At 74.6% G+C, this 20116-nt stretch carries 20 protein-coding genes; 13 read left to right on the forward strand and 7 right to left on the reverse strand.

All coding sequences use genetic code 11. The annotated features are described in order from the left end of the window. The first annotated feature begins 286 nt into the window (after positions 1-286). The 7 genes from AB0B83_RS04990 to AB0B83_RS05020 all read left to right on the forward strand — a co-directional run bounded on the left by AB0B83_RS04990 (position 287) and on the right by AB0B83_RS05020 (position 6299). On the forward strand, positions 287-658 hold the full coding sequence (locus AB0B83_RS04990; RefSeq protein ID WP_357577038.1) for a hypothetical protein: 372 nt from the start codon (positions 287-289) through the stop codon (positions 656-658). Then, entirely contained in the window at positions 655-1158 is a 504-nt protein-coding gene (locus tag AB0B83_RS04995; protein ID WP_357577039.1) for a roadblock/LC7 domain-containing protein, read from the forward strand. Before AB0B83_RS04990 ends, AB0B83_RS04995 begins: the two co-directional genes overlap by 4 nt. A gap of 225 nt (positions 1159-1383) precedes the next feature. Beyond that, positions 1384-3153, forward strand: a complete 1770-nt coding sequence (locus AB0B83_RS05000) for a proline--tRNA ligase (RefSeq protein ID WP_357577040.1) — start codon at positions 1384-1386, stop codon at positions 3151-3153. A gap of 56 nt (positions 3154-3209) precedes the next feature. Beyond that, the gene (locus AB0B83_RS05005; protein WP_132235410.1) at positions 3210-3635 is read left to right on the forward strand and encodes a CBS domain-containing protein; all 426 of its coding nucleotides are present in this window, start codon (positions 3210-3212) and stop codon (positions 3633-3635) included. Positions 3636-3708: 73 nt separating this feature from the next. Beyond that, positions 3709-4137: a SufE family protein gene (locus AB0B83_RS05010; protein ID WP_357577041.1), complete on the forward strand. Its 429-nt coding sequence runs from the start codon at positions 3709-3711 to the stop codon at positions 4135-4137. Positions 4138-4242: 105 nt separating this feature from the next. Next, positions 4243-5628 carry a transposase gene (locus AB0B83_RS05015; protein WP_357577042.1) on the forward strand — a complete coding sequence of 462 codons (1386 nt, stop codon included), beginning with the start codon at positions 4243-4245 and terminating at the stop codon, positions 5626-5628. Between the two features lie 35 nt (positions 5629-5663). Beyond that, positions 5664-6299 carry a DsbA family oxidoreductase gene (locus AB0B83_RS05020; protein ID WP_357577043.1) on the forward strand — a complete coding sequence of 212 codons (636 nt, stop codon included), beginning with the start codon at positions 5664-5666 and terminating at the stop codon, positions 6297-6299. A gap of 138 nt (positions 6300-6437) precedes the next feature. On the opposite strand, the gene AB0B83_RS05025 is transcribed toward AB0B83_RS05020, so the two are convergent. Beyond that, positions 6438-6986 (reverse strand): YbaK/EbsC family protein, encoded by a 549-nt coding sequence (locus AB0B83_RS05025; RefSeq protein WP_357577074.1) that lies wholly within the window; start codon positions 6984-6986, stop codon positions 6438-6440. Positions 6987-7137: 151 nt separating this feature from the next. Here AB0B83_RS05025 and AB0B83_RS05030 point away from each other — a divergent pair, with 151 nt between their 5' ends. Next, on the forward strand, positions 7138-7338 hold the full coding sequence (locus AB0B83_RS05030; RefSeq protein ID WP_357577044.1) for a hypothetical protein: 201 nt from the start codon (positions 7138-7140) through the stop codon (positions 7336-7338). 87 nt (positions 7339-7425) lie between these two features. Here AB0B83_RS05030 and AB0B83_RS05035 read toward each other — a convergent pair whose 3' ends face one another. The 4 genes from AB0B83_RS05035 to AB0B83_RS05050 all read right to left on the reverse strand — a co-directional run bounded on the left by AB0B83_RS05035 (position 7426) and on the right by AB0B83_RS05050 (position 10686). After that, positions 7426-7620: a hypothetical protein gene (locus tag AB0B83_RS05035; protein WP_132235413.1), complete on the reverse strand. Its 195-nt coding sequence runs from the start codon at positions 7618-7620 to the stop codon at positions 7426-7428. Between the two features lie 37 nt (positions 7621-7657). Further along, positions 7658-8434, reverse strand: a complete 777-nt coding sequence (locus tag AB0B83_RS05040) for an NAD(P)H-binding protein (protein ID WP_357577045.1) — start codon at positions 8432-8434, stop codon at positions 7658-7660. A 127-nt stretch (positions 8435-8561) separates the two neighbouring features. Beyond that, positions 8562-9200, reverse strand: coding sequence for a GAP family protein (locus AB0B83_RS05045; protein WP_357577046.1), 639 nt, complete (start codon positions 9198-9200; stop codon positions 8562-8564). Between the two features lie 91 nt (positions 9201-9291). After that, the gene (locus AB0B83_RS05050) at positions 9292-10686 is read right to left on the reverse strand and encodes an MFS transporter (protein ID WP_357577047.1); all 1395 of its coding nucleotides are present in this window, start codon (positions 10684-10686) and stop codon (positions 9292-9294) included. Positions 10687-10996: 310 nt separating this feature from the next. On the opposite strand from AB0B83_RS05050, the gene AB0B83_RS05055 reads away from it, so the two are divergent. Beyond that, entirely contained in the window at positions 10997-15427 is a 4431-nt protein-coding gene (locus tag AB0B83_RS05055; protein ID WP_357577048.1) for a cation-translocating P-type ATPase, read from the forward strand. A 91-nt stretch (positions 15428-15518) separates the two neighbouring features. Further along, positions 15519-16322: an MBL fold metallo-hydrolase gene (locus AB0B83_RS05060; RefSeq protein ID WP_357577049.1), complete on the forward strand. Its 804-nt coding sequence runs from the start codon at positions 15519-15521 to the stop codon at positions 16320-16322. A gap of 131 nt (positions 16323-16453) precedes the next feature. On the opposite strand, the gene AB0B83_RS05065 is transcribed toward AB0B83_RS05060, so the two are convergent. Both AB0B83_RS05065 and AB0B83_RS05070 read right to left on the reverse strand, forming a co-directional pair. Continuing rightward, positions 16454-16873 (reverse strand): CBS domain-containing protein, encoded by a 420-nt coding sequence (locus AB0B83_RS05065; RefSeq protein WP_357577050.1) that lies wholly within the window; start codon positions 16871-16873, stop codon positions 16454-16456. A gap of 147 nt (positions 16874-17020) precedes the next feature. Next, positions 17021-18007, reverse strand: a complete 987-nt coding sequence (locus tag AB0B83_RS05070; protein ID WP_357577051.1) for an L-threonylcarbamoyladenylate synthase — start codon at positions 18005-18007, stop codon at positions 17021-17023. Between the two features lie 108 nt (positions 18008-18115). Here AB0B83_RS05070 and AB0B83_RS05075 point away from each other — a divergent pair, with 108 nt between their 5' ends. Genes AB0B83_RS05075 through AB0B83_RS05085 form a run of 3 tightly spaced genes read left to right on the forward strand, consistent with a single transcriptional unit; the run spans position 18116 to position 20080 of the window. Continuing rightward, positions 18116-18658: a DapH/DapD/GlmU-related protein gene (locus AB0B83_RS05075; protein ID WP_357577052.1), complete on the forward strand. Its 543-nt coding sequence runs from the start codon at positions 18116-18118 to the stop codon at positions 18656-18658. Between the two features lie 31 nt (positions 18659-18689). Further along, positions 18690-19445: an HAD family hydrolase gene (locus tag AB0B83_RS05080; protein ID WP_357577053.1), complete on the forward strand. Its 756-nt coding sequence runs from the start codon at positions 18690-18692 to the stop codon at positions 19443-19445. Beyond that, positions 19442-20080, forward strand: coding sequence for an SAM-dependent methyltransferase (locus AB0B83_RS05085; RefSeq protein WP_357577054.1), 639 nt, complete (start codon positions 19442-19444; stop codon positions 20078-20080). The genes AB0B83_RS05080 and AB0B83_RS05085 overlap by 4 nt, the downstream gene beginning before the upstream one ends. The last annotated feature ends 36 nt before the right edge of the window (positions 20081-20116 follow it).

Genomic DNA, 20116 nt, shown 5'->3' on the forward strand with positions numbered 1-20116 from the left:
CAAAGGCGTGATCCGGGACCGGGGCCACGAGCCCGATCACCGCGCTGCGTCGATGCGAGGAGTTCCGTGGCGCCGTCGACAACCCTCGGAGCGTCCTATTTGCGGGGACTGCCGGCCGGCCGGCACGGTCCGGTCAGGTGGATGACGGCGCCAGCAGGTGCGCTGCGGCCTCCGGTGTGCGAGCCTCGTCCAAGCCTTTTTAACGAGGTTGTAACACTTGTCACCGCCGTGTCACCCTCTGCACCGCAGACGGCGACGCCGCCCGCACGTCCTGGGAGTAAGCAGCGTGTCGAACCTCGACCTGGCACTGAAGAACGCGATGAGCATCGACGGCGCGATCGGCGCCGCACTCGTCGACTACAACAGTGGGATGACCCTCGGCGTGGCGGGCGGAACCGGGGAGATCGACCTGACCGTCGCCGCCGCCGGCAACACCGATGTCGTCCGCGCCAAGCTGCGCACCATCGAGATGCTCAACCTGAACGACGAGATCGAGGACATCCTCATCACCCTCGGCACGCAGTACCACCTGATCCGCCCGGTGACCAGCCGCACCGGCAAGGGGCTCTTCCTCTACCTGATGGTGAGCAAGAGCCGCGCCAACCTGGCGATGGCGCGTCACCAGCTGCGCAGCATCGAGGAGAGCCTGGAGCTGTGAGCGGGATCGACGACACCGAGACCCCGCTTCCCCGCCGCACCGCACGCACGGGCACCCTTCCGCCACCCCGGTCGTTGCCCCCGTCGCTGGCCGGGAACACGTCGCTGCCGTACCCGGCGATCGGGCACGAGCTGTCGGAGCTGCGCCTCCAGATCCCCGGGGTGCACGGCTGCGTCCTCGGCGGCGTGGACGGCCTGCTCATCACCCACAACCTGCAGACCGACGTCGACCCGAACGACCTGGCGGCGCTCGCCGCCACCACGTACGGGCTGGGCCGGCAGGTCGGGCTGCGGCTGGGACAGGGCGACTTCCAGCAGTCCACCGTCCGCAACGCCAGCGGCTACCTGAGCGTCTACGCGGTCAGCCCACAGGCGCTGCTCGCGGTCGTCGGCGAGGACAGCATCAACGTGGCCCGGCTGCACCTGCACGCCCCGCCGGTGGCCAAACGGCTCGCCGGCCTGCTGGATCAGGTCACGCCCGCCGGTCACGGCGCCCGCTGAGCCGGCCGGGCGGAACGCGGCGTTCCGCCCGGCCGCCAATGGCGTGCTGCCTCTCCATCGACCGTTGCCTCCTGCGCAACACCGACGACCACCTCGGCGAGACCGGTCAGGGTCCGCGCCGCCTGCTCGGCCCCGTCCCGGCGACGCCACCCGCCCCGGAACCGGGCTGACCGCCGTAGCCGAAATGGATCGTCGTCCCGCCACCGGCCCCCGTACGCTGCGCCAATGCTGCTACGCATGTCGACCCTGCTGCTCCGGACCCTGCGCGAGGACCCGGCCGACGCGGAGGTGCCGAGCCACCGGCTCCTGCTGCGCGCCGGCTACATCCGTCGTGCCGCACCGGGCGGCTACACCTGGCTGCCGCTGGGCAAGCTGGTGCTGGACCGGGTCACCGAGGTGGTCCGGCAGGAGATGACGGCGATCGGCGACCAGGAGGTGCACTTCCCGGCGCTGCTGCCGGCCGAGCCCTACCGGACCAGTGGCCGGTGGACGGAGTACGGCGACGACATCTTCACCCTCGCCGACCGGCGCGGCGCGGAGCACCTGCTGGCGCCCACCCACGAGGAACTGGCCGCGCTGCTGGTGAAGGACCTGTTCACCTCGTACCGGGACTTCCCGGTGACGCTCTTCCAGATCCAGACGAAGTTCCGGGACGAGGCCCGGCCGCGCGCCGGACTGCTGCGCGGACGCGAGTTCCTGATGAAGGACGCCTACTCGTTCGACCTCGACGAGGCGGGCCTCGCGGCGGCGTACGAGCGGCACCGCGGCGCGTACCGGCGGATCTTCGACCGGCTCGGGCTGGAACACACGATCGTGCGCGCCACCTCCGGGGCGATGGGCGGGTCGGCGTCGGAGGAGTTCCTGGCGGCGACGCCCGTCGGCGAGGACACCTTCGTCGGCTGCACCGCCTGCGACTACGCGGCCAACACCGAGGCGGTGACCACGCCCGCCCCGCCGGCCGGCGACCCGGACGCCCAGCCGCCCGCCGAGGAGCACGACACCCCCGAGACCCCGACCATCGCCAGCCTGGTCGAGCTGGCCAACGCCCGACGCCTGGGCGGCCGGGACGACTGGACCGCCGCCGACACCCTGAAGAACGTGGTGCTCGCCTTACGCCGACCCGGCATGCAGGAGGCCGAGCTGCTGGTGGTCGGGCTGCCCGGCGACCGCGAGGTCGACCTGAAGCGGCTCGGCGCGGCGGTCGCCCCGGCCACCGTGGACGTCTTCGACGGCTGGGACGCCCACCCCGAGCTGGTCCGGGGCTACATCGGGCCGCAGGTCCTGGCGAAGCTGGGCATCCGCTACCTGGCCGATCCCCGGGTGGTGCCGGGCAGCGCGTGGCTGACCGGCGCGAACGAGCCGGGTCGCCACGCGACGGGGGTGGTCTGCGGCCGGGACTTCGTGCCGGACGGCACGGTCGAGGCCGCCGAGGTGCGCCCCGGCGATCCCTGCCCAGGGTGCGGCACCGGCGAGCTGACCATGCGGCGGGGCATCGAGATCGGGCACATATTCCAGCTCGGTCGCCGCTACACCGACGCCTTCGCGGTCGACGTGCTCGGTCCCGCCGGCAAGCCCGTACGGCCGACCATGGGCTGCTACGGGATCGGGGTGTCCCGTGCGGTCGCGGCGATCGCCGAACAGCACCACGACGAGCGGGGGCTCGTCTGGCCGACGGCGATCGCGCCGTGCGACGTACACCTGGTGGCCGCCGGCAAGGGGCCGCAGCTCGACGCGGCGCTGGAGCTCGGCGGGCGGCTCGCCGCCGCCGGCCTGCGGGTGCTCGTCGACGACCGGACGCACGTCTCCGCCGGGGTGAAGTTCACCGACGCCGAGCTGATCGGCATCCCGCGCGCCGTCGTGGTCGGCCGACGTCTCGCCGAGGGGTACGTGGAAATGCGCGACCGGGCGTCCGGCGAGCGCATCGAGCTGCCGGTCGACGGGGTGGCGGACCGGCTGGTCGACCAGGTACACCGGGAGCGCGGGAACGTGGTGTAGCGAACGTGTCACGGGGTACCGCAGTCCGATCGACTGAATGCGTTCTGGAGGCTCTCATGACCGGTTACCGGGTCAGCGACGTGATGACGAAGCAGGTCATCTACCTGCCGGCCGAGACCACCCTGGACGAGGCTGCCAGGGTGATGAAGGAGGCGGACATCGGCGACGTGGTGGTCACCGACGGCGCCACCCTCGCCGGCATGCTCACCGACCGGGACATCGTCGTACGGGCGGTGGCCGAGCGCAGCGACCCGGCCACCACCACGATCGGCTCGATCATCACCCGGGAGGTGGTGATGATCGAGCAGCACTCGACCGCGGCGGAGGCGGCGGCCCTGATGCGGGAGCGGGGCATCCGGCGGGTGCTGGTCTGCGACAGCGAGCGCAAGCTGGTCGGCATCGTCTCCCTCGGCGACCTCGCGATGCAGCTCGACCCCCACTCGGCGCTTAGCGACATCAGCGAGCAGGCACCGACCGTCTGAGGTGTGAGGAAGGGCCCCTGCCAACGCCTGCGGCATAGGAAGGGTCCCTTCCTTCGGCGGTAGCCTCGGAGGCATGTCATCCATGCCGGCCAGGCTTTCCGAGATCGTCGACGAGTTCGCCGCCGCGCCCCGCAACGTGGTGCTGGAGATGCTGCTGGAGTACGCCGACGTCATCCCGCCGCTGCCCGCCGGCGCCGCCGGCCGGGAGGGCATGGAGCAGGTGCCGGAGTGCCAGACGGCGTTCTTCCTGCGTGCCCGGGTGACGCCGGAGAAGACGGTGGAGACGCTGTTCGACTGCCCGCCGGAGGCACCCACCACGCGCGCGTTCGCCGGCATCCTCGCCGAAGGGCTGGCCGGGGCGAGCGCGGACGAAGTGCTCGCCGTGCCCGACGATCTCTACCAGCGGATGGGACTGGCACAGGCGATCAGCCCGCTGCGGGTGCGCGGCGGCACGGCCATCCTGGCCCGGCTCAAGCGGCAGGTCCGGGAACAGACCAGCTAGTGCGGTGTCCACGAACCTTTGCCGGGTTCGGCGGTGGTGAAATTGTCGTACCGGTGGTGTTGGCTTCGGTTTGTGCCTCGTCGTCGGGATCCTGCTGCGCCTGCGGTGGTGTATCGCACCGCTCGTGTCGCGCTGCGGGTAACGCCCGCGCAGCGGCGGCGGTGTTTCGGGCTGCTGCGTTCGGCCGGTGATGTGTGGGCGTGCGTGCTGGAGGTCAACGCGTGGCGGCGCCGCCGCCAGGACGCGCCGCTGACGGGCTACCAGGAGTTGTGTCGCGAGTTGGCGTCTTCCGGGTCGGGCACCTTCGCCGAGCTGGACTCGACCGGCGCGCGGTCGGTGTTGCGGCGGTTTTCCGATGCGTGGTTCGCGGCGGCGAAACGCCGCAAGGCCGGTGACCTGTCAGCGCGTTCTCCCAGGCGCAGGCGGGGATTGGTGCCGGTGCGCTGGTGTCACGGCACGTTCACCCTCGACGGCCACCGCGTGCGTATCCCGACGGCGAGGGGCACCCCGGCGTTGTGGGTGCGCCTGGCCCGTCAGGTGCCGTATCCGGTCGAGCAGGTCCGCTCGATCACGCTGCTGTGCGAGGGCGGCCGTCTGTTCCTCGACGTCACCGCCGAGGTTACGATCGCGGTGTACCCGTCGGGTGAGGGTCCGGATCCCGGCCGGGTGGCGGGCGTGGACGTGGGGATCATCCACCCGTACGCCGTCGCCGGCTGTGGCGGGGAGGCGTTGTTGGTGTCGGGGCGGGCGATCCGCGCCGAGCACCGCATGCACCTGGCCGACACCAAAGCCCGCAATCGTGCCGTGGCCCGCCGGGCACCGAAGCCGGGTCAGCGGGGGTCGCGGCGGTGGCGCCAGTATCGTGCCCGGACCCGCAGGGTAGAGGGTCGGCATCGGCGGCGGGTTCGGCAGGCCCAACACGAGGCCGCCCGCACCGTCGTCGACTGGGCCGTAGATCAGCGGGTCGGGATGTTGCACGTCGGCGACCCCCGCGGCGTCCTCAACCTGCCGGCTGGCCAGCGGCACAACCTGCGGCTACGACAGTGGCAGATCGGCCGACTCCTGCAGATCCTCACCGACAAGGCCGCCCTCGCCGGCATCACCGTCCACCTCGTCGACGAACGCGGCACGTCGTCGACCTGCCCCAGCTGCCGCAAACGCGTACCGAAGCCACGCGGGCGGACCCTGACCTGCCCGCACTGCCAGTTTTCAGGCCACCGCGATGTCGTCGCGGCGGCCAGCATCGCCACCCGCACCCCGGGCGGCGGACCCACCACCCCCACAGCGGTCACGCTGCCCGGGGTGGTCACGCACCGTCGAGCCGGCCGGCACCTCCCCGGAGCCGGCCAGTCCCGACGTGACCCCCGCCGCCCACCCGGCGGCGCGGAGGTCAAGATGGCCCGCGGTGGCCCGCCCCACCACCCGGTGGGGAGTCGCTCGCCCGCACGGCGAGGATCCACAACACTCCACCGGAAACCCGGTGAACGTTAGTGGACACCGCACTAGACGGAGGGTTGTCACCCGACATGGAGATCGAGATCTACGCCGACGTCGTGTGCCCCTGGTGCTACATCGGCAAGCGTCGGCTGGAGCAGTCCCTGGAGTCGTACGACGGCGAGGTGACCGTCCGCTACCGGCCGTTCCAGCTCGACCCGTCGCCGGTGCCGGAGCCGCGTCCACTTGTCGACGCGATGGCCGCGAAGTTCGGCGGGCCGGACCGCGTCCGGCAGATGTTCGGTCAGGTGACGGAGGTGGCGGCCCAGATCGGCCTGAAGCTCGACTTCGACCGCGCGGTCGCGGCCAACACCTTCGACGCGCACCGCCTGGTCGCCTGGGCCACCGACCGGGGACGCGCCGCCGAGACGGTCGACGCGCTCTACCGTGCCCACTTCACCGACGGCGTCGACGTCGGCTCCCGTGACGCGCTCGCCGCGCTCGCCGCCGAGGTGGGCCTGGACGCGGCCGAGGCGCGCCGCTTCCTCGACTCCGGCGAGCGGGTGGCGGAACTCTCCGACGAGCTGGCCACCGCCCGGCAGATCGGGGTGACCAGCGTGCCCACCTTCGTGCTGGCCGGCCGGTACGCGGTCACCGGCGCGCAGGAGCCGGAGACGCTGCTCGCCGCCCTGGTCGAGGTGGACCGCCGCGAGGCCGAAGCCGACTGAGCCGACCCCGGCTGAGCCGTCCACGGCGGCCGTGAGGCCGAGGCCGACTGAACCGTCCACGGCGGCGGGGTCGACCTCGGCGACGGACATCGACGTGTGTGATGTTTCACGTGCAACGGTATCGACGTCCGTCACCGGTCAGGCCGGCCTGGCCAGCCCTTCCACCACGTGCGCGCCGGGCAGCGCGCCGAGCGCCGGCCCGGGCAGCGCGATCTTGCTGTGCCGTACGCCCGACCCGATGATCACGTGCGGGGCGGCGATCACCCGCGCGTCGACCAGGATCGGCCACTGCTCCGGCAGGCCGATCGGGGTGATGCCGCCGTACTCCATGCCGGTCAGCTCCACCGCCTCGGCCATCGGCGCGAAGCTCGCCTTCCGCACGTCGAGTGCGCGGCGGGCCACCCCGTTGACGTCGACGCGGGTGGTGGCGAGCACGACGCAGGCCGCGTAGCGCACGACCCCCTCGCGCTTGCCGGCCACCACCACGCAGTTGGCCGACTCGTCCAGCCCCACCTCGTACGCGGCGCAGAAGGCGGCCGTGTCGGCCAGCTCGGCGTCGATCGGCGCCACCAGCACGTCGTCGACGTCCACCGGCGCCTCGGCAGGCCACTGCCCGATGGCGGCGGCGACCGGCGGAGCGAGCAGGTCGAGCCGGCTGCGGGCAGGTTCGGTCTTCAGCGTCCCCATCACGCCTGCGATCCTCGCACCCGCCCGGGCCCGGCGTCCCACCACCTGACCAGCGACCGGAACCGTCGTCGGCAGGGGGTCACCCCTATCGATCCGGAGACGGGTGCCGACGGCGTGTGGGAGCGGGTGATGCCGGGTACCGCCGATCGGCATGAGTGAACTTCCGCTGCACATCCTGACCGACGCAGGCTTCACGACCGACGAGGCGAACTCCATCGTCGACCACCTCCTCAAGGGTGTCGACACCCACGACGGGAGAGGCGAGGCCGACCGGATCGACGTCGAAGCGCTCCCGGAGGAGAAGAAGGCTGCCGTCGACAAGTTCAACCTGGCCGTGGCCGCCGACTTCTAATCACCCGGAGCACCGGCCCCGTCCCGGACCGCCGGGACGGGCCGGTCGGGACGGCCGGCCAGGGCCGGGCGGCCAGGACGGGGCCGGTCAGTTGCCGGTGAGGAAGCCGTTCTCGCGGAGCAGCGCGCGGTCCCGGACGGAGGCCAGTTCCTCCGCCCGCTCGGCCTGGACCCGGCGCACCTCCATCTCCTCCAGGGCGTGGCGGATGGCGAGCCGGATCACGCCGTAGAGGAAGACGAAACCGGCGACGTACAGGATGACGGTGGCGACCATGGCGAACATGGCGTCACGGTAGGCCGGACGTGAACGCGCAGGCCGTTCATCTTGCGCCCGTTCCCCCGTACGTGTCGGCGAGGTGGTCGACCCAGGTCCGGACGCCCTTCGGGGTCGCTTCGGTGACCAGGCCGCCCGAGCGCAGGGCGCGGCCGATCGCGCCGGGTATCCGGACCGGGAGCAGCGGACGGCGGGACCGCCGGGCGGCCGTCCACGCGCGGGCCGCGTCGTCGAAGCGGAGCACCTCCGGGCCGCCGTACTCCTCGATGCCGTGCAGCGGGCCGGCGGTGAGCCGCCGGACGAGGCGGTCCGCGACCTCGCCGGGATCCACCGGCTGGGCGAGTACGGCCGGGTCGCCGATCACGGGACCGAGGCGGCTCGCCCCGCGCAGCATCGCGTCGAGGAACTCCGGGAACTGGGTCGCCCGCAGCACCGTCCACGGCACCGTGCCGGCCACCACGACCTGCTCGGCGGCGAGCTTGTGCCGGTAGTAGGGGATCGGCACCCGGTCCACCCCGACGATCGAGACGTAGACCAGGTGCCGTACGCCCGCCTGCCCGGCGGCGACGACCAGCCGGCGGGTGCCGAGCACGTCGACCCGGTGGGTCTGCCGCCCCCGGTTCGGTGCCGAGGCCAGGTGCAGTACGGCGTCCACGCCGGCCACCGCCTCGACCACCCCCTCCCCGGTGGCCAGGTCGGCGACCACCCACGAGCCGGTACGCGCCCGCCGGCCCGTCGCCCGCACGTCCCACCCCTCGGCGCGCAGCCGGGGCAGCACCACCCGCCCGAGCCGACCGCCCGCCCCGGTGACCAGCACCCGCATGGTTCCCTCCCTCTCCGGCCGTCGCGCGCCCGCCGCGCGACAGTGGTGGTGACGGTGCCCGGCCCCCGCGTGTGACCGGCTGCGCGACGGCTCACCGCGGCAGGCCGGCTCACCCGAGCAGGCCGGCTCACCGCAACAACTCGGCAGCCGTCAGGACCACGAAGAACCCGATGACGATCTCGCTGACCACCCAGGAGTGCCGCCCGGCCCAGTCCCGGAGCCGGGGCAGCACCGTTTCGGCCCGGTGGCCGAGCAGCAGCAACGCCAGCAGCGGCAGGGCCAGCAGCGCCAGCGTGAGCAGGACGAACGGCAGCAGGTGCCACCAGGACAGGTCGTGCCGGGCGGCACTCGCCCCGACGGTGAGCATGGTGAGGTCGTCCTTCGGCATGGCCAGGAAGAGCAGCACGCCGAGCCGCAGCGCGTACGCCGGGCTCGCCCGCTGGAGGCCGCTCATCCACTTCGGCGGGCCGGCGGTGTGCCGGCGCAGGAAGACGACCACGGCCAGGACGACCAGCAACGCCAGCACGGCCACGTCGATCCGGCTCTCCACCGACCGTGGCCCGAGCCCGGCACCTACGTCGACCTTCACGGCCCGGGTGAGCAGCCAACTCGCCGTCACCCCGCCCGCCACCACGATCCCCGCCCCACCCAGGTAGCCCAGCGACGCGGCACGCGGCCGGTCCGCCGAGGCGAGGAAGACCGCCGCGACCAGCTGCGTCCCGGCGATCATCACCACGGCCATCGGCAGGATGGTCAGGAAGCTCATCGTCCGCCCATCCTCCCGGGCCGACGGCCGCCACCGGCCCGGATCGGCACATCGCCGCCGGCCGTGCCGGAGTCGGGCACCCGACGGGCGGTCAGCCGGCGCGGATCCCGGACGCGCCGGGCACCACCCGGCCGGCGAGCACGACACCCAGCAGGGCCAGCCCGGAGGCCACCGCGAGCGTGCCGGCGTAGCTGGCCGGTCCCGGGGCCGCACCGGCCGCGAGCACCGCGCCGGTGAGCGCCAGCACGGTCGCCGCGAAGAGCGAGTCGCCCAGTTGCAGCGAGGAGCTGTTGCGGCCCTGCTCACCGGGGGCGGACAGCTCCAGCGTGAGCACCGACAACGAGGGGTAGAGCAGCCCCATGCCGAGACCCGCGCCTGCCCAGCCCAGCACGCCGACCCAGACCGGCACCGCCGGCGCGACGGCGAGCGTGACCACGGCCGTACCGGCGGCAATGCAGGTCAGCCCCGCCCTCGGCAGGGTGGCCCGGGAGCGCGGCGGCGGCATCCGCCCCTGCAACCAGGAACCCGCCGACCAGGCGAGCGCGCCCGTCGTCAGGACCAGGCCGGCGGCGGTCGGCGACAGCCCGCGCTCCCGCGAGAGCATCAGCGGGATCACCACCTCCGCGCCCACGAACGCGGCCGAGGCGAGACCGCGCAGCCCGATCACCGTGGGCAGGCCCCGGCCGGCGCGCAGGAACCCGGCCGGCAGCAGCCGGGGCGCGCAGACCAGTAGCCCGAGCAGCGCCAGGGCCACCAGCCCGACGGCGGCAGCGCCGCGCTGCTGCCCCCCGATGTGCAACAGTGCGGCGCTCACCCCCGCCCCGCAGGCCCAGCCGATCCGGGCCGCCGCGCCCGACGGCAACCGGGTCACCGGGGGCGCGCCGATCGCCCGCAGGCCGGGGTGGATCAGCAGCACCGCCGGCACCGCCACCACCGGCACCGCCAGGAAGACCCAGCGCCAGCCGAGGTGTTCCACGATCAGGCCGGCCAGCGCCGGCCCGACCAGCGACGGTACGACCCACGCGGCCGCGAACGCCGCGAAGATCCGCCGGTGCAGCGCCTCCGGGTACGCCTGCCCGACGATCACGTAGAGCGCCACCGAGAGCAGGCCGGAGCCGAGGCCCTGCACGATCCGGCCGGCGACCAGCACGCCCATGGTGGTGGCGCCGCCGGCGAGCACCAGCCCCAGCACGAACCAGCCGAGCCCGTGCCACATCGGCCCCCGGGGGCCCCGCGAGTCGCACCAGATGCCGGAGGCGACCATGGCGAGCACGCCGGCGGCGAACGGACCCCCGAAGGCGAGCCCGTAGAGGGCCAGCCCGTCGAGACTGCGGGCGACGGTCGGCATGGCGGTGCCCACCGCCAGCGCCTCGAAGGCGAGCAGCGAGATCAGCGCGACGCTGCCCACCGTCATCGCGCGCAGCCGGGGTGCGAAGAGCCCGGCCTCGTCGGCGACCGGGGCGGCGTGCGTCGCCGTTGCGGTCACCTCCGGCCCGCCGCGCCCGGCAGCCACGACGGTCGGTGGCCGAGGCGGGCCCGTGGGTCCGACGGACCCGTCCCGCGGCGGAGCAGTTCGATCAGCATGCGACCAGCCTCGGACCTGAACCCGGCTTCAGGTCAAGGGTGACCCGACTCTCTCCGGCCCAGCCGGGGAACTTCCGCTGCTCGGAGCGCATAACGGACGATCAGCCGGGAAGCCAGGCCGCCGGAGCTTCGGGCGTGGGAGGCGAGATGGCGTACGGCGGGAGCAGCGGCAGCGAGGGGCCTGACCGGCGCCTGTCCGGTCGTACGCCTCGATGATCTCACTGGTCCGCACCGCCGGCCGGCTCCTTCCGCCGGTGACGGTGCCGCCGGTCGTCGGCGAGGCATCCCGGAACGTCGGTGCCGTCGCGGCCCGGCTGGCGCGGGCAGCCGGGCTGGGCCGGCGTCGGGTCTGGTCCCGCCCCGGGCGGCACCACATCGAGGTGCTCGGGGTCTGCCAGGACGGCGGCGACGTCCTCGCGCGTCAGGTCGAGGCGGCGCTGGAGCGGATGCCCGGCGTGGAGTGGGCGCGGGTCAACGCCCCGTCCGGCCGGGTGGTCGTCGCCGTCGGTACGCCGGAGCCCGCCCTGCGGGACCTCATCGCGACCGTCGCCCGCACCGAACGCACCTGCCCCCACGAGCCGGACCCGGAGATCCCGCCGCCGCACCCGCCCGAGGAGGGGCCGCGCACGCCGCGCACCCTCGGCGGGCTGGCCTCCGACGCCCTGGGCCTGACCCTCTCCGCCGCCACCCGGATCCTGCCGTTCACGCCGGTGCCCGGGGAGGTCGCCGGGCTGCTCGGCGCGGTCGACCTGCACCCGAGGCTGCACGCGCTGGCGGACCGGGGGCTACGCGCCGATCCCCGGGCCGAGCTGCTGTTCCCGCTCGCCGAGGCGGTGGTGCAGGGCCTCACGGGCAGCTGGACCGGGCTCGTGCTCGACAGCGCGCACCGGGTGGTGCAGTGGGGCGAGGCGCGCGCCCAGCTCCGCGCGTGGACACAGGCCGAGCCTCGGCTGACCGGGCATCCGGAGCGGGCCGCCGCCTCCGCGCCGAAGATCGAACGCCCCCGGCCGAAGCCGGACGGCCCCGTCGAGAGGTACGTGTCCCGGACGCTCGACGCGGGCGCCGTCGCGGCTGCCGCCGCGACGCCGGTCGTGGGTGGGAAGCGGGCCGCCGCGCTGGGCCTCTCCGCGCTGCCCAAGGCTCCGGGCAGCGGACGCGAGGGTTACGCCGCGCGGCTCGGCCTGATCCTCGCCCGGCGCGGCGTGATCGCGATGGACCGCAGCGTGCTGCGCGAACTCGACCGGATCGACACCCTGGTGCTGGACGCCGCCGTGCTCGGCTCCGACCGGGGCGTGCTGGCGGACCTGGCGCCACTGGCCGGTGCGGACACCGGGCGGGTGGCGGCGCGCGCGTTCGCCCTCTTCGACCCCGCCGCACCCCGGGAGCTGCGGCACGCCGACGGCTGGCGGCTCGGGCCGCTGGACGCGCTGGACGTCGAGGACCCGGGCGACACCGCGGACAGCCGGCGGCTGCGCGACGGGGGCGGGCTCCTGCTCGGCCTGGCCGACGGCGACACCCTCGCCGCCGTACTGCGGGTCGAGCCGGAGCCCGCGCCGGGCGTCGACGCCCTCCCGACCGCCGCCCGCCAGGCCGGCCTGCGGCTCGTCGTGGCCGGCGACGACGAGCGGCGGTACGACTTCGCCGACGCCCACCTGCCCGGCCACGACCGGCTGGTCGAGTCCGTACGGGAACTGCAACGCGACGGGGCGACGGTGATGGTGGTCTCCGGTGACCGGGCCGCGCTCGGCGCCGCCGACTGCGGCCTGGGGATCGCTGCCCCGGAGGACCTGCCGCCCTGGGGGGCGCACCTGCTGGTCGGCGCCGACCTGCGGGTGGCGGCGCTGGTGGTCGAGGCGGCCGGGGTGGCCCGCCGGATGGCCCGGCAGAGCATCGGCCTGGCCATGGCCGGCACCGGCCTCGGCGCGCTGAACGCGCTCACCGCCCCCCGCGAGCGGCTGCCCGGACGCGCCCTCGTGGCCGTGAACGGGGCGGCGGCGTTGGCCTTCGCCCACGGCGTCCTGCGGGCGCACCGGCTGTCCGGCCCGGCGGACTCCCCGGCGCCGGCCGTCACCGCGTGGCACCTGATGCCCTCCTCGACAGTGCTCGACCAGCTCGACACCGGCCCGGACGGGCTCGCCACCACCGAGGCCGAGCGCCGCCGGGGCGACCGGGACGCCCGGCCCTCGGGGCCGACGGGGCTGCTGCGCGCCTTCGTCGACGAGCTGGCCAACCCGCTCACCCCGGTGCTGGCCGCCGGGGCGGTGCTCTCGGCCACCTTCGGCTCGCCCGTCGACGCCGCCCTGGTCGGCGGCGTGGTCGGCGGGTCGGCGTTGCTCGGGGCGGTGCACCAGCACAACACCGAGCGGTCGCTGGCCGAACTGCTGTCCCGTTCGGCGGTGACCGCCCGGGTACGCCGCGACGGCGCGCAGCGGATCCTGCCGGCCGAGGACCTGGTGCCGGGGGACGTCGTCCTCCTCGAATCGGGGGACGCCGTCCCGGCCGACTGCCGGGTGCTGGAGTCGGCCGGGCTGGAGATGGACGAGTCCTCACTCACCGGCGAGTCGCTTCCGGTCGGCAAGACCGACCAGCCGGTGGTCGCCGCCGCCGTCGCCGACCGGCGGTCGATGCTCTACGAGGGCACCAGCGTCGCCGCCGGCCGGGGGACGGCGGTGGTGGTCGCGACAGGTGCGGGCACCGAGGCGGGGCGGAGCCTGGCGATGGCCCGGCAGGCCCCGCCGTCGAGCGGCGTGGAGGCACGGCTGGGCCGGTTGACCCGGGCGGCGATCCCGCTGGCTGCCGGCTCGGCGGTGGCGGTGGCCGGCGCGGGCCTGCTGCGGGGCGTACCCCTGGCCCAGACCGCCGCGACCGCCGCGAACCTGGCCGTCGCGTCCGTGCCGGAGGGTCTGCCTTTCCTGGTCAGCGCCGCACAGCTCGCCGCCGCCCGGCGGCTGGCGGAGCACGGCGCGCTGGTCCGCAACCCGCGCACGATCGAGACGCTCGGACGGGTGGACGTGCTCTGCTTCGACAAGACCGGCACCCTCACGGAGGGGCAGCTGATGCTCGCCGGGGTCGGCGACGACGGCCGGTACGCACCGGTCGACCGCCTCGACGACGGCCTGCTGCGCACCCTCTCGGCCGCGCTGCGCGCCACCCCGGGCGCCGACGACCCCCACGACCTGGCCCAGCAGACCGACCGGGCGGTCCGGTCCGGCGCGCAGGCCGCCGGGGTGACCGAGCAGACCGGCGCCCCGGGATGGGAGCCGGTGGGTGGGCTGCCGTTCGAGCCGTCCCGCGGCTACCACGCCACCGTCGGCCGGGCCGGGGACCGGCTGCTGCTCAGCGTGAAGGGGGCGCCGGAGTCGGTGCTGCCCCGGTGCTCGGCCTGGCGTACGCCGGGGGGACGCGACGAGCCCCTCGACGACGAGGGCCGCGGCGGGCTGCACGCCGTGCTCGCCGACCGGGCGGGGGCGGGACACCGCGTCCTCGCAGTGGCCGAGTGCCGGGTCTCCTCGCCCGGAGTCACCGACGAACAGGTGCACGACCTGACCTTCGTCGGCTTCCTGGCCCTCGCCGACGGGGTACGCGAGAGCGCCGCCCCCGCCGTGCGCCGGATCCGCCAGGCCGGCGTGCACACCATCATGATCACCGGTGACCATCCGGCGACCGCCGAGGCGATCGCGGCCACCATCAGCGACCACGAGGAGCAGCGGGTCGTCACCGCGACGGAACTCGACCAGCTAGACGACGAGGCCCTCGGCGCGCGGCTCGCCGCCACGGACGTGGTGGCCCGGTGCACCCCGGCGCACAAGGTCCGGATCATCCAGGCGTTGCAGAAGTGCGGACGTACGGTCGCGATGACCGGCGACGGCGCCAACGACGCGCCGGCGATCCGGCTGGCCGACGTGGGCATCGCTCTCGGTCAGCGGGGCACCCCTGCGGCCCGGGCGGCGGCCGACCTGGTGGTCACCGACGACCGGCTGGAGACCATCATCGCCACCCTGGTCGAAGGCCGGGCAATGTGGTCCTCGGTACGCCACGCGCTCAGCATCCTGGTCGGCGGGAACCTCGGCGAGATCGCGTTCAGCGTGCTGACCGCCGCCGCCACCGGCCGCTCGGCGCTCACCGGCCGGCAACTGCTCCTGGTCAACCTGCTCACCGACCTGGCACCGGCGTTGGCGATCGCGATCCGGCCACCCGACGCGGACCACGCCGACGGCCTGCTCCGGGAGGGCCCCGACACCTCGCTGGGCGAGACGATGACCCGGGAGATCGGGCTGCGCGCCGCCGCCACCACGCTGGGCGCCACCGCCGGCTGGACGTTGGCGCGATACACCGGGCGACGCAGGCGGGCGGGCACCGTCGCGCTGGTCTCGCTGGTCGGCACCCAGCTCGGGCAGACGGTGCTGGCCGGCGGCACCAGCCCGGCCGTACTGGCCTCCACCGCCGCGTCGCTCGGGGCGCTGGTGGTGGTCGTCCAGACGCCGGGGGTCAGCCACTTCTTCGGCTGCACGCCGCTCGGCCCGGTCGGCTGGACCATCGCGACGGGCTCCGCGCTCGGCGCCACCTTCGCCAACGGCGCGCTCACCCGCCTCGTGGAGCGCCTGCCCGGCTCCGGTTCCGGCGCGAACGACGAACCGGCGTGACCGGGCCCGCCGTCCGCAGTCGACCAGCACGCCGTGACCCCGGCCGGAATGGGCCCGCCGATCACGGGTAGGGCTACCGGTGGAGGTGCACATGTCGACGACGCAGCCCGAGGTCACGTTCATCGGCACCGCCACCACGGTGCTGCGGATCGGCGGGTTCACCCTGCTCACCGACCCGAACTTCCTGCACCGGGGCCAACGCGCGTACCTGGGCAAGGGGCTCTGGTCGCGGCGGCGCACCGACCCCGCGCTGCGGATCGCCCAACTGCCGTCGCTGGACGCGGTCGTCCTCTCCCACCTGCACGGCGACCACTTCGACCGCGTGGCCCGCCGGGAACTCGACCGGGAGCTGCCCATCGTCACCACTCCCGCCGCCGAACGGAAGCTGCGCCGCTGGGGCTTCCGGGCGGCCGAGGGGCTGCCCACCTGGAACTCCCGGGAGCTGCGCCGCGACGGCGAGACGCTGCGGCTGACCTCGATGCCGGGAAGGCACGGGCCGGGCGCGCTGGACCTGCTGATGCCCGACGTGATGGGCACGATGATCGACCTGGAACGCGACGGCAGCCGCCGGTTCCGCCTCTACGTCACCGGCGACACGCTCAACCGGCCGATGCTGGCCGACATCCCCGAGCGGTACCCGGACATCGACGCGATGCTGATCCACCTCGGCGGCACCCGGATCGCCGGCATCCTGCTCACCATGGACGCGCGGCAGGGCGCCGACCTGGTCGAGCTGGTCCGGCCGAAGCTCACCGTGCCGATCCACTACGACGACTATCCGGTGTTCCGCTCGCCGCTGGGCCACTTCGTGGCGGAGGCCCGGCGGCGCGGCCTCGCCGGAACCGTCCGCACCATCGCCCGCGGCGAGACCGTCCCGCTGACCCCGCCGGACTGAGCCGCCGGCCCCCGGCCCATCCAGTCCCGCCGGGGTCTCCTCCCGGGCGTCCGGCCCGCCGGTGCACCGCGTACGCCGACCGCCGCCTCCCGGCCGGGGCCGGAGGACGGCGATCGGTTCGTGACGCGCGGTCAGGCGCGCTCGGAGATGGCCTCGATGAGGTCGCCCACCGGGCGCTCGGGCAGGGAGCGGGCCACGTCGGCGACGGCCACGATGCCGACGAGCTCGTGCCCGTCGATCACCGGCAACCGGCGTACCTTGTGCTGGCTCATGGTCCGCAGGATCTCCGCCGCGTCGTCGTCGGCGCCGATCGTCACCGCCTCGCCCTGGGCGAGTTCACCGGCGGTGACGCGGCCCGGGTCGCGGCCCTCGGCGAGGACCTTCACCACGATGTCGCGGTCGGTCAGCATTCCCTTGAGCCGGTTGTCGTCCCCGCAGATCGGCAGCGAGCCGACGCCCAGCCGGGCCATCTGCTTGGCGGCCGTCTTGAGGTCGTCCTGCTCACGGATGCAGGTCACGTCGTTCGTCATGATCTCGCGTGCGGTCGGCATTGGCTGACACCTCACTTCCAGGGGGATCGTTGCCGTTTCTCCTACCCCCGACCTCCCGGCCCATGCACCCGGAAGGAACCGCCCGCGTCGACAGCGTTTCGCGCCCGCCGGGAGGCCGCGCCGCCCGACCCGGTCGCCCGCCCCGCCTCAGGCCGTCGGGTGCCAGGTGGCGGCGGCGCGGCGCAGCCGGTCGTTGACCGCGCGGCCGACGCCCACCTCGGGGACCGGCTCGACCAGGATCTCGCCGACCCCGGCGGCGTCCAACTCGTGCAGCGCGTCGAACAGCCGCGCGGCGGCCTCGGTCAGGTCGCCGGCGGCGGAGAGCACCTCCACCGCCGCCCAGTCGCCCGCCGGCCGGTCCCGGAAGGCCAGGAAGCCGCGCCGGACCCCGTCGGCCGCCGGTGGCTCGCCGCCCGAAGCCAACCGCAGCGGCGTACGCGGGGCGTAGTGCGCCGCCAGCGTGCCGGGCGCGACGGGCTGCCCGGAGCTGCCCGGGCGTACGGTCACCGGGCCGGCCGCCTCCTCCAGCGCCTCCAGGGGCAGCGCGCCGAGGCGCAGCACCACCGGGCGCCCGCCCCGGGCGTCCACGATCGTCGACTCGATGCCGCACCGCGTCGGCCCACCGTCGAGCACCACGTCCACGGCGGCGCCCAGCCCCCGCACCACGTGCTCCGCCCGCGTCGGGCTGAGCTGGCCGAACCGGTTCGCGCTCGGCGCCGCCACCGGCACCCCGGCCTCGGCGATGAGCGCCCGCGCGTACGCGTTGTCCGGCACGCGGACCGCCATCGTCGCCAGCCCGGAGGTGACGATCGGCGGGATCGCCGCCGGCCGGTCCACGATCAGCGTGAGCGGCCCGGGCCAGAAGCGTCCGGCCAACGCCGTCACCGCCGCCGGCACCGCCCCGACCAGCTTCTCCAGCTCGGCCGCGTCCGCCAGGTGCGTGATCAGCGGGTCGAAGCTGGGCCGCGCCTTCGCCTCGAAGATCCGGGCCGCTGCCCGGGCGTCCAGCGCGTTCGCGCCGAGCCCGTAGACGGTCTCGGTGGGAAAGGCCACCAACCCGCCGGTACGCAGGACGGAGGCCGCCTCGGCGATGCCGCTGTCGGCCGGGAGCACGCGTGGGGATCCGGTGGTCACGCCTCCGACGCTAACCTGCCGGGGCGGGCGGCTCGTGGGCGGCCGGGCGGAACCGCGGTGCCCCGCGCCGGCCGCGCCCGCGCGTGAGCCGACAGGAAGGATCGTGGCGTGTCCAGCGACCGTCTGATGCGCATCCACAGCCCCGAGTTCCAGGCCATGGCCGAGCGGGTCCTGCGGGTCACCGAGCTCACCTCCCGCCTGAACGTCCTGCCCTTCGAGGACGAGGCGGGCAAGGCGAAGCTGTTCGCACAGATCCTCGGCAGGCCGCTGCCGAAGAGAATCACGATCTATCCACCCTTCTACACCGACCACGGCCTCCGCCTGGACCTCGCGGAACGCGTGTTCGTCAACCAGAACTGCACGTTCCTGGACTACGCCGGCATCCGGCTAGGTGCGGGGGTGATGGTCGGACCGAAGGCCACCTTCATCACCGTCGGCCACCCGGTCGATCCGGAGGAGCGACGGGGCTGGCTGAGCGGAGGGCCCATCGACGTGGCGGAGAACGTGTGGATCGGCGCCGGTGCCACGATCCTCCCCGGCGTCAGCATCGGGCGGGACGCCGTGGTCGCCGCCGGCGCGGTCGTGGCCGAGGACGTACCGCCGGCCAGCCTGGTGACGGGCGGCAAGGCGACCGTGTATCGACAGTGGTGACGCCTGTCCCCGGTGCGCGAGGATGACGGGCATGCTTCGTACCCCCCGGGCCCTCCTGCTGGACTTCGGCGGCGTCCTGGCCGACGCGCCGCCCCAACCGCCGGCCCCGCCGGGTCTGGTGCGGCGCCTCGCCGAACTCGTCGACGGCGCCGTACCGGACGAGCAGATCGCCCGTGACCTGGGCGAGGGCGCGCGGGCATACGCCCTGTGGCGCGACGACGTGGGCAGGACGGACGACCCGGTCGAGCTGCCGCACGCCCAGGTGTGGGCCGACTTCGTGACCCGGTCCTGGCCGCGGGAGGCCCGCGCCGCCGTCGAGCGGGAGGCGACCCCGCTGGCGTACGCCTGGACCTGGCGCCGGGAGTGGGCGGTGCGTCCCGGCATCGGCGAGGCCCTGCGGCACGCCGCCGGCGCCGGCCTGCCGATGGCGGTCGTCAGCAACACGCTCTGCGGCGCCGCCCACCGGGACTTCCTGGCCGCCGCGGGGCTCTCCGGGCTGTTCAGTGCCGAGTTCTACAGCGACGAGGCCGGGCCCCGGAAGCCGAACCCGGAACTGGCGCTGCTGGCGGCCCGCGCCGTCGCCGTGCCGATCGGCGACTGCTGGTTCGTCGGCGACACCGTGCACCGCGACGTCGTCTGCGCCCGTCGCGCCGGCACGGGCGCCGCGATCCTCATGCGCTCGCCCCGCACCGACCGGGAACCGGCGCTCCCGGGGGTCGAACCGGACGCGCGGATCGAGGACGGCCACGGGCTCCTCGCGCTGCTGCGTGAGCACACCCGCCCGTGACCGGCGGTACCGACTGGCAGGCGTGGCACGAGTCGTACGCCGACGCGGACTCCCCACTGTCACGTCGGCTGCGGCTGGTGCAGCAGCACATCGCCTCGTGGCTCGACGAGCGCTCCGAGGAACGGCTCACGGTGGTCAGCGCCTGTGCCGGGCAGGGCCACGACCTCATCGGCGTACTCGCCGCACGGCTCGACTCCCCGCGTGTGCACGTGACCCTGCTCGAGTACGACGCCGGCAACGTGGCCGCCGCGCGGGCCGCCGCCGACCGGGCCGGACTCTCCCACCTCGTGATCAGGCAGACGGACGCGGGCCAGCTCTCCTCCTACGCCGGGACGGTTCCGGCCGACCTGGTGCTCATGGTCGGAGTCTTCGGCAACATCCCGGACGCCGACGTGCGGCGAACCGTCGCCGCCCTGCCCCAGTTCTGCGCGGCGGGTGCCACCGTGATCTGGACCCGGGCGCGGCGGACCCCGGACCTCACGCCGGCCGTACGGGGGTGGTTCCGCGACGCCGGCTTCGTGGAGGAGGCGTTCCACGCTCCGGCCGACGTGCGGTTCTCCGTCGGCGTCCACCGGTTCCAGGGCACACCGCGACCTCTGGACGCCGCGGGGACGCTCTTCACGTTCCTGCCCTGACCGCTGAAGCTGCCGCGAGCATCAGGGGGTGCTGCG

Origin of the sequence: Micromonospora sp. NPDC049060 (assembly GCF_040649055.1) — a bacterium.
GTDB classification, from domain to species: domain Bacteria; phylum Actinomycetota; class Actinomycetes; order Mycobacteriales; family Micromonosporaceae; genus Micromonospora; species Micromonospora reichwaldensis.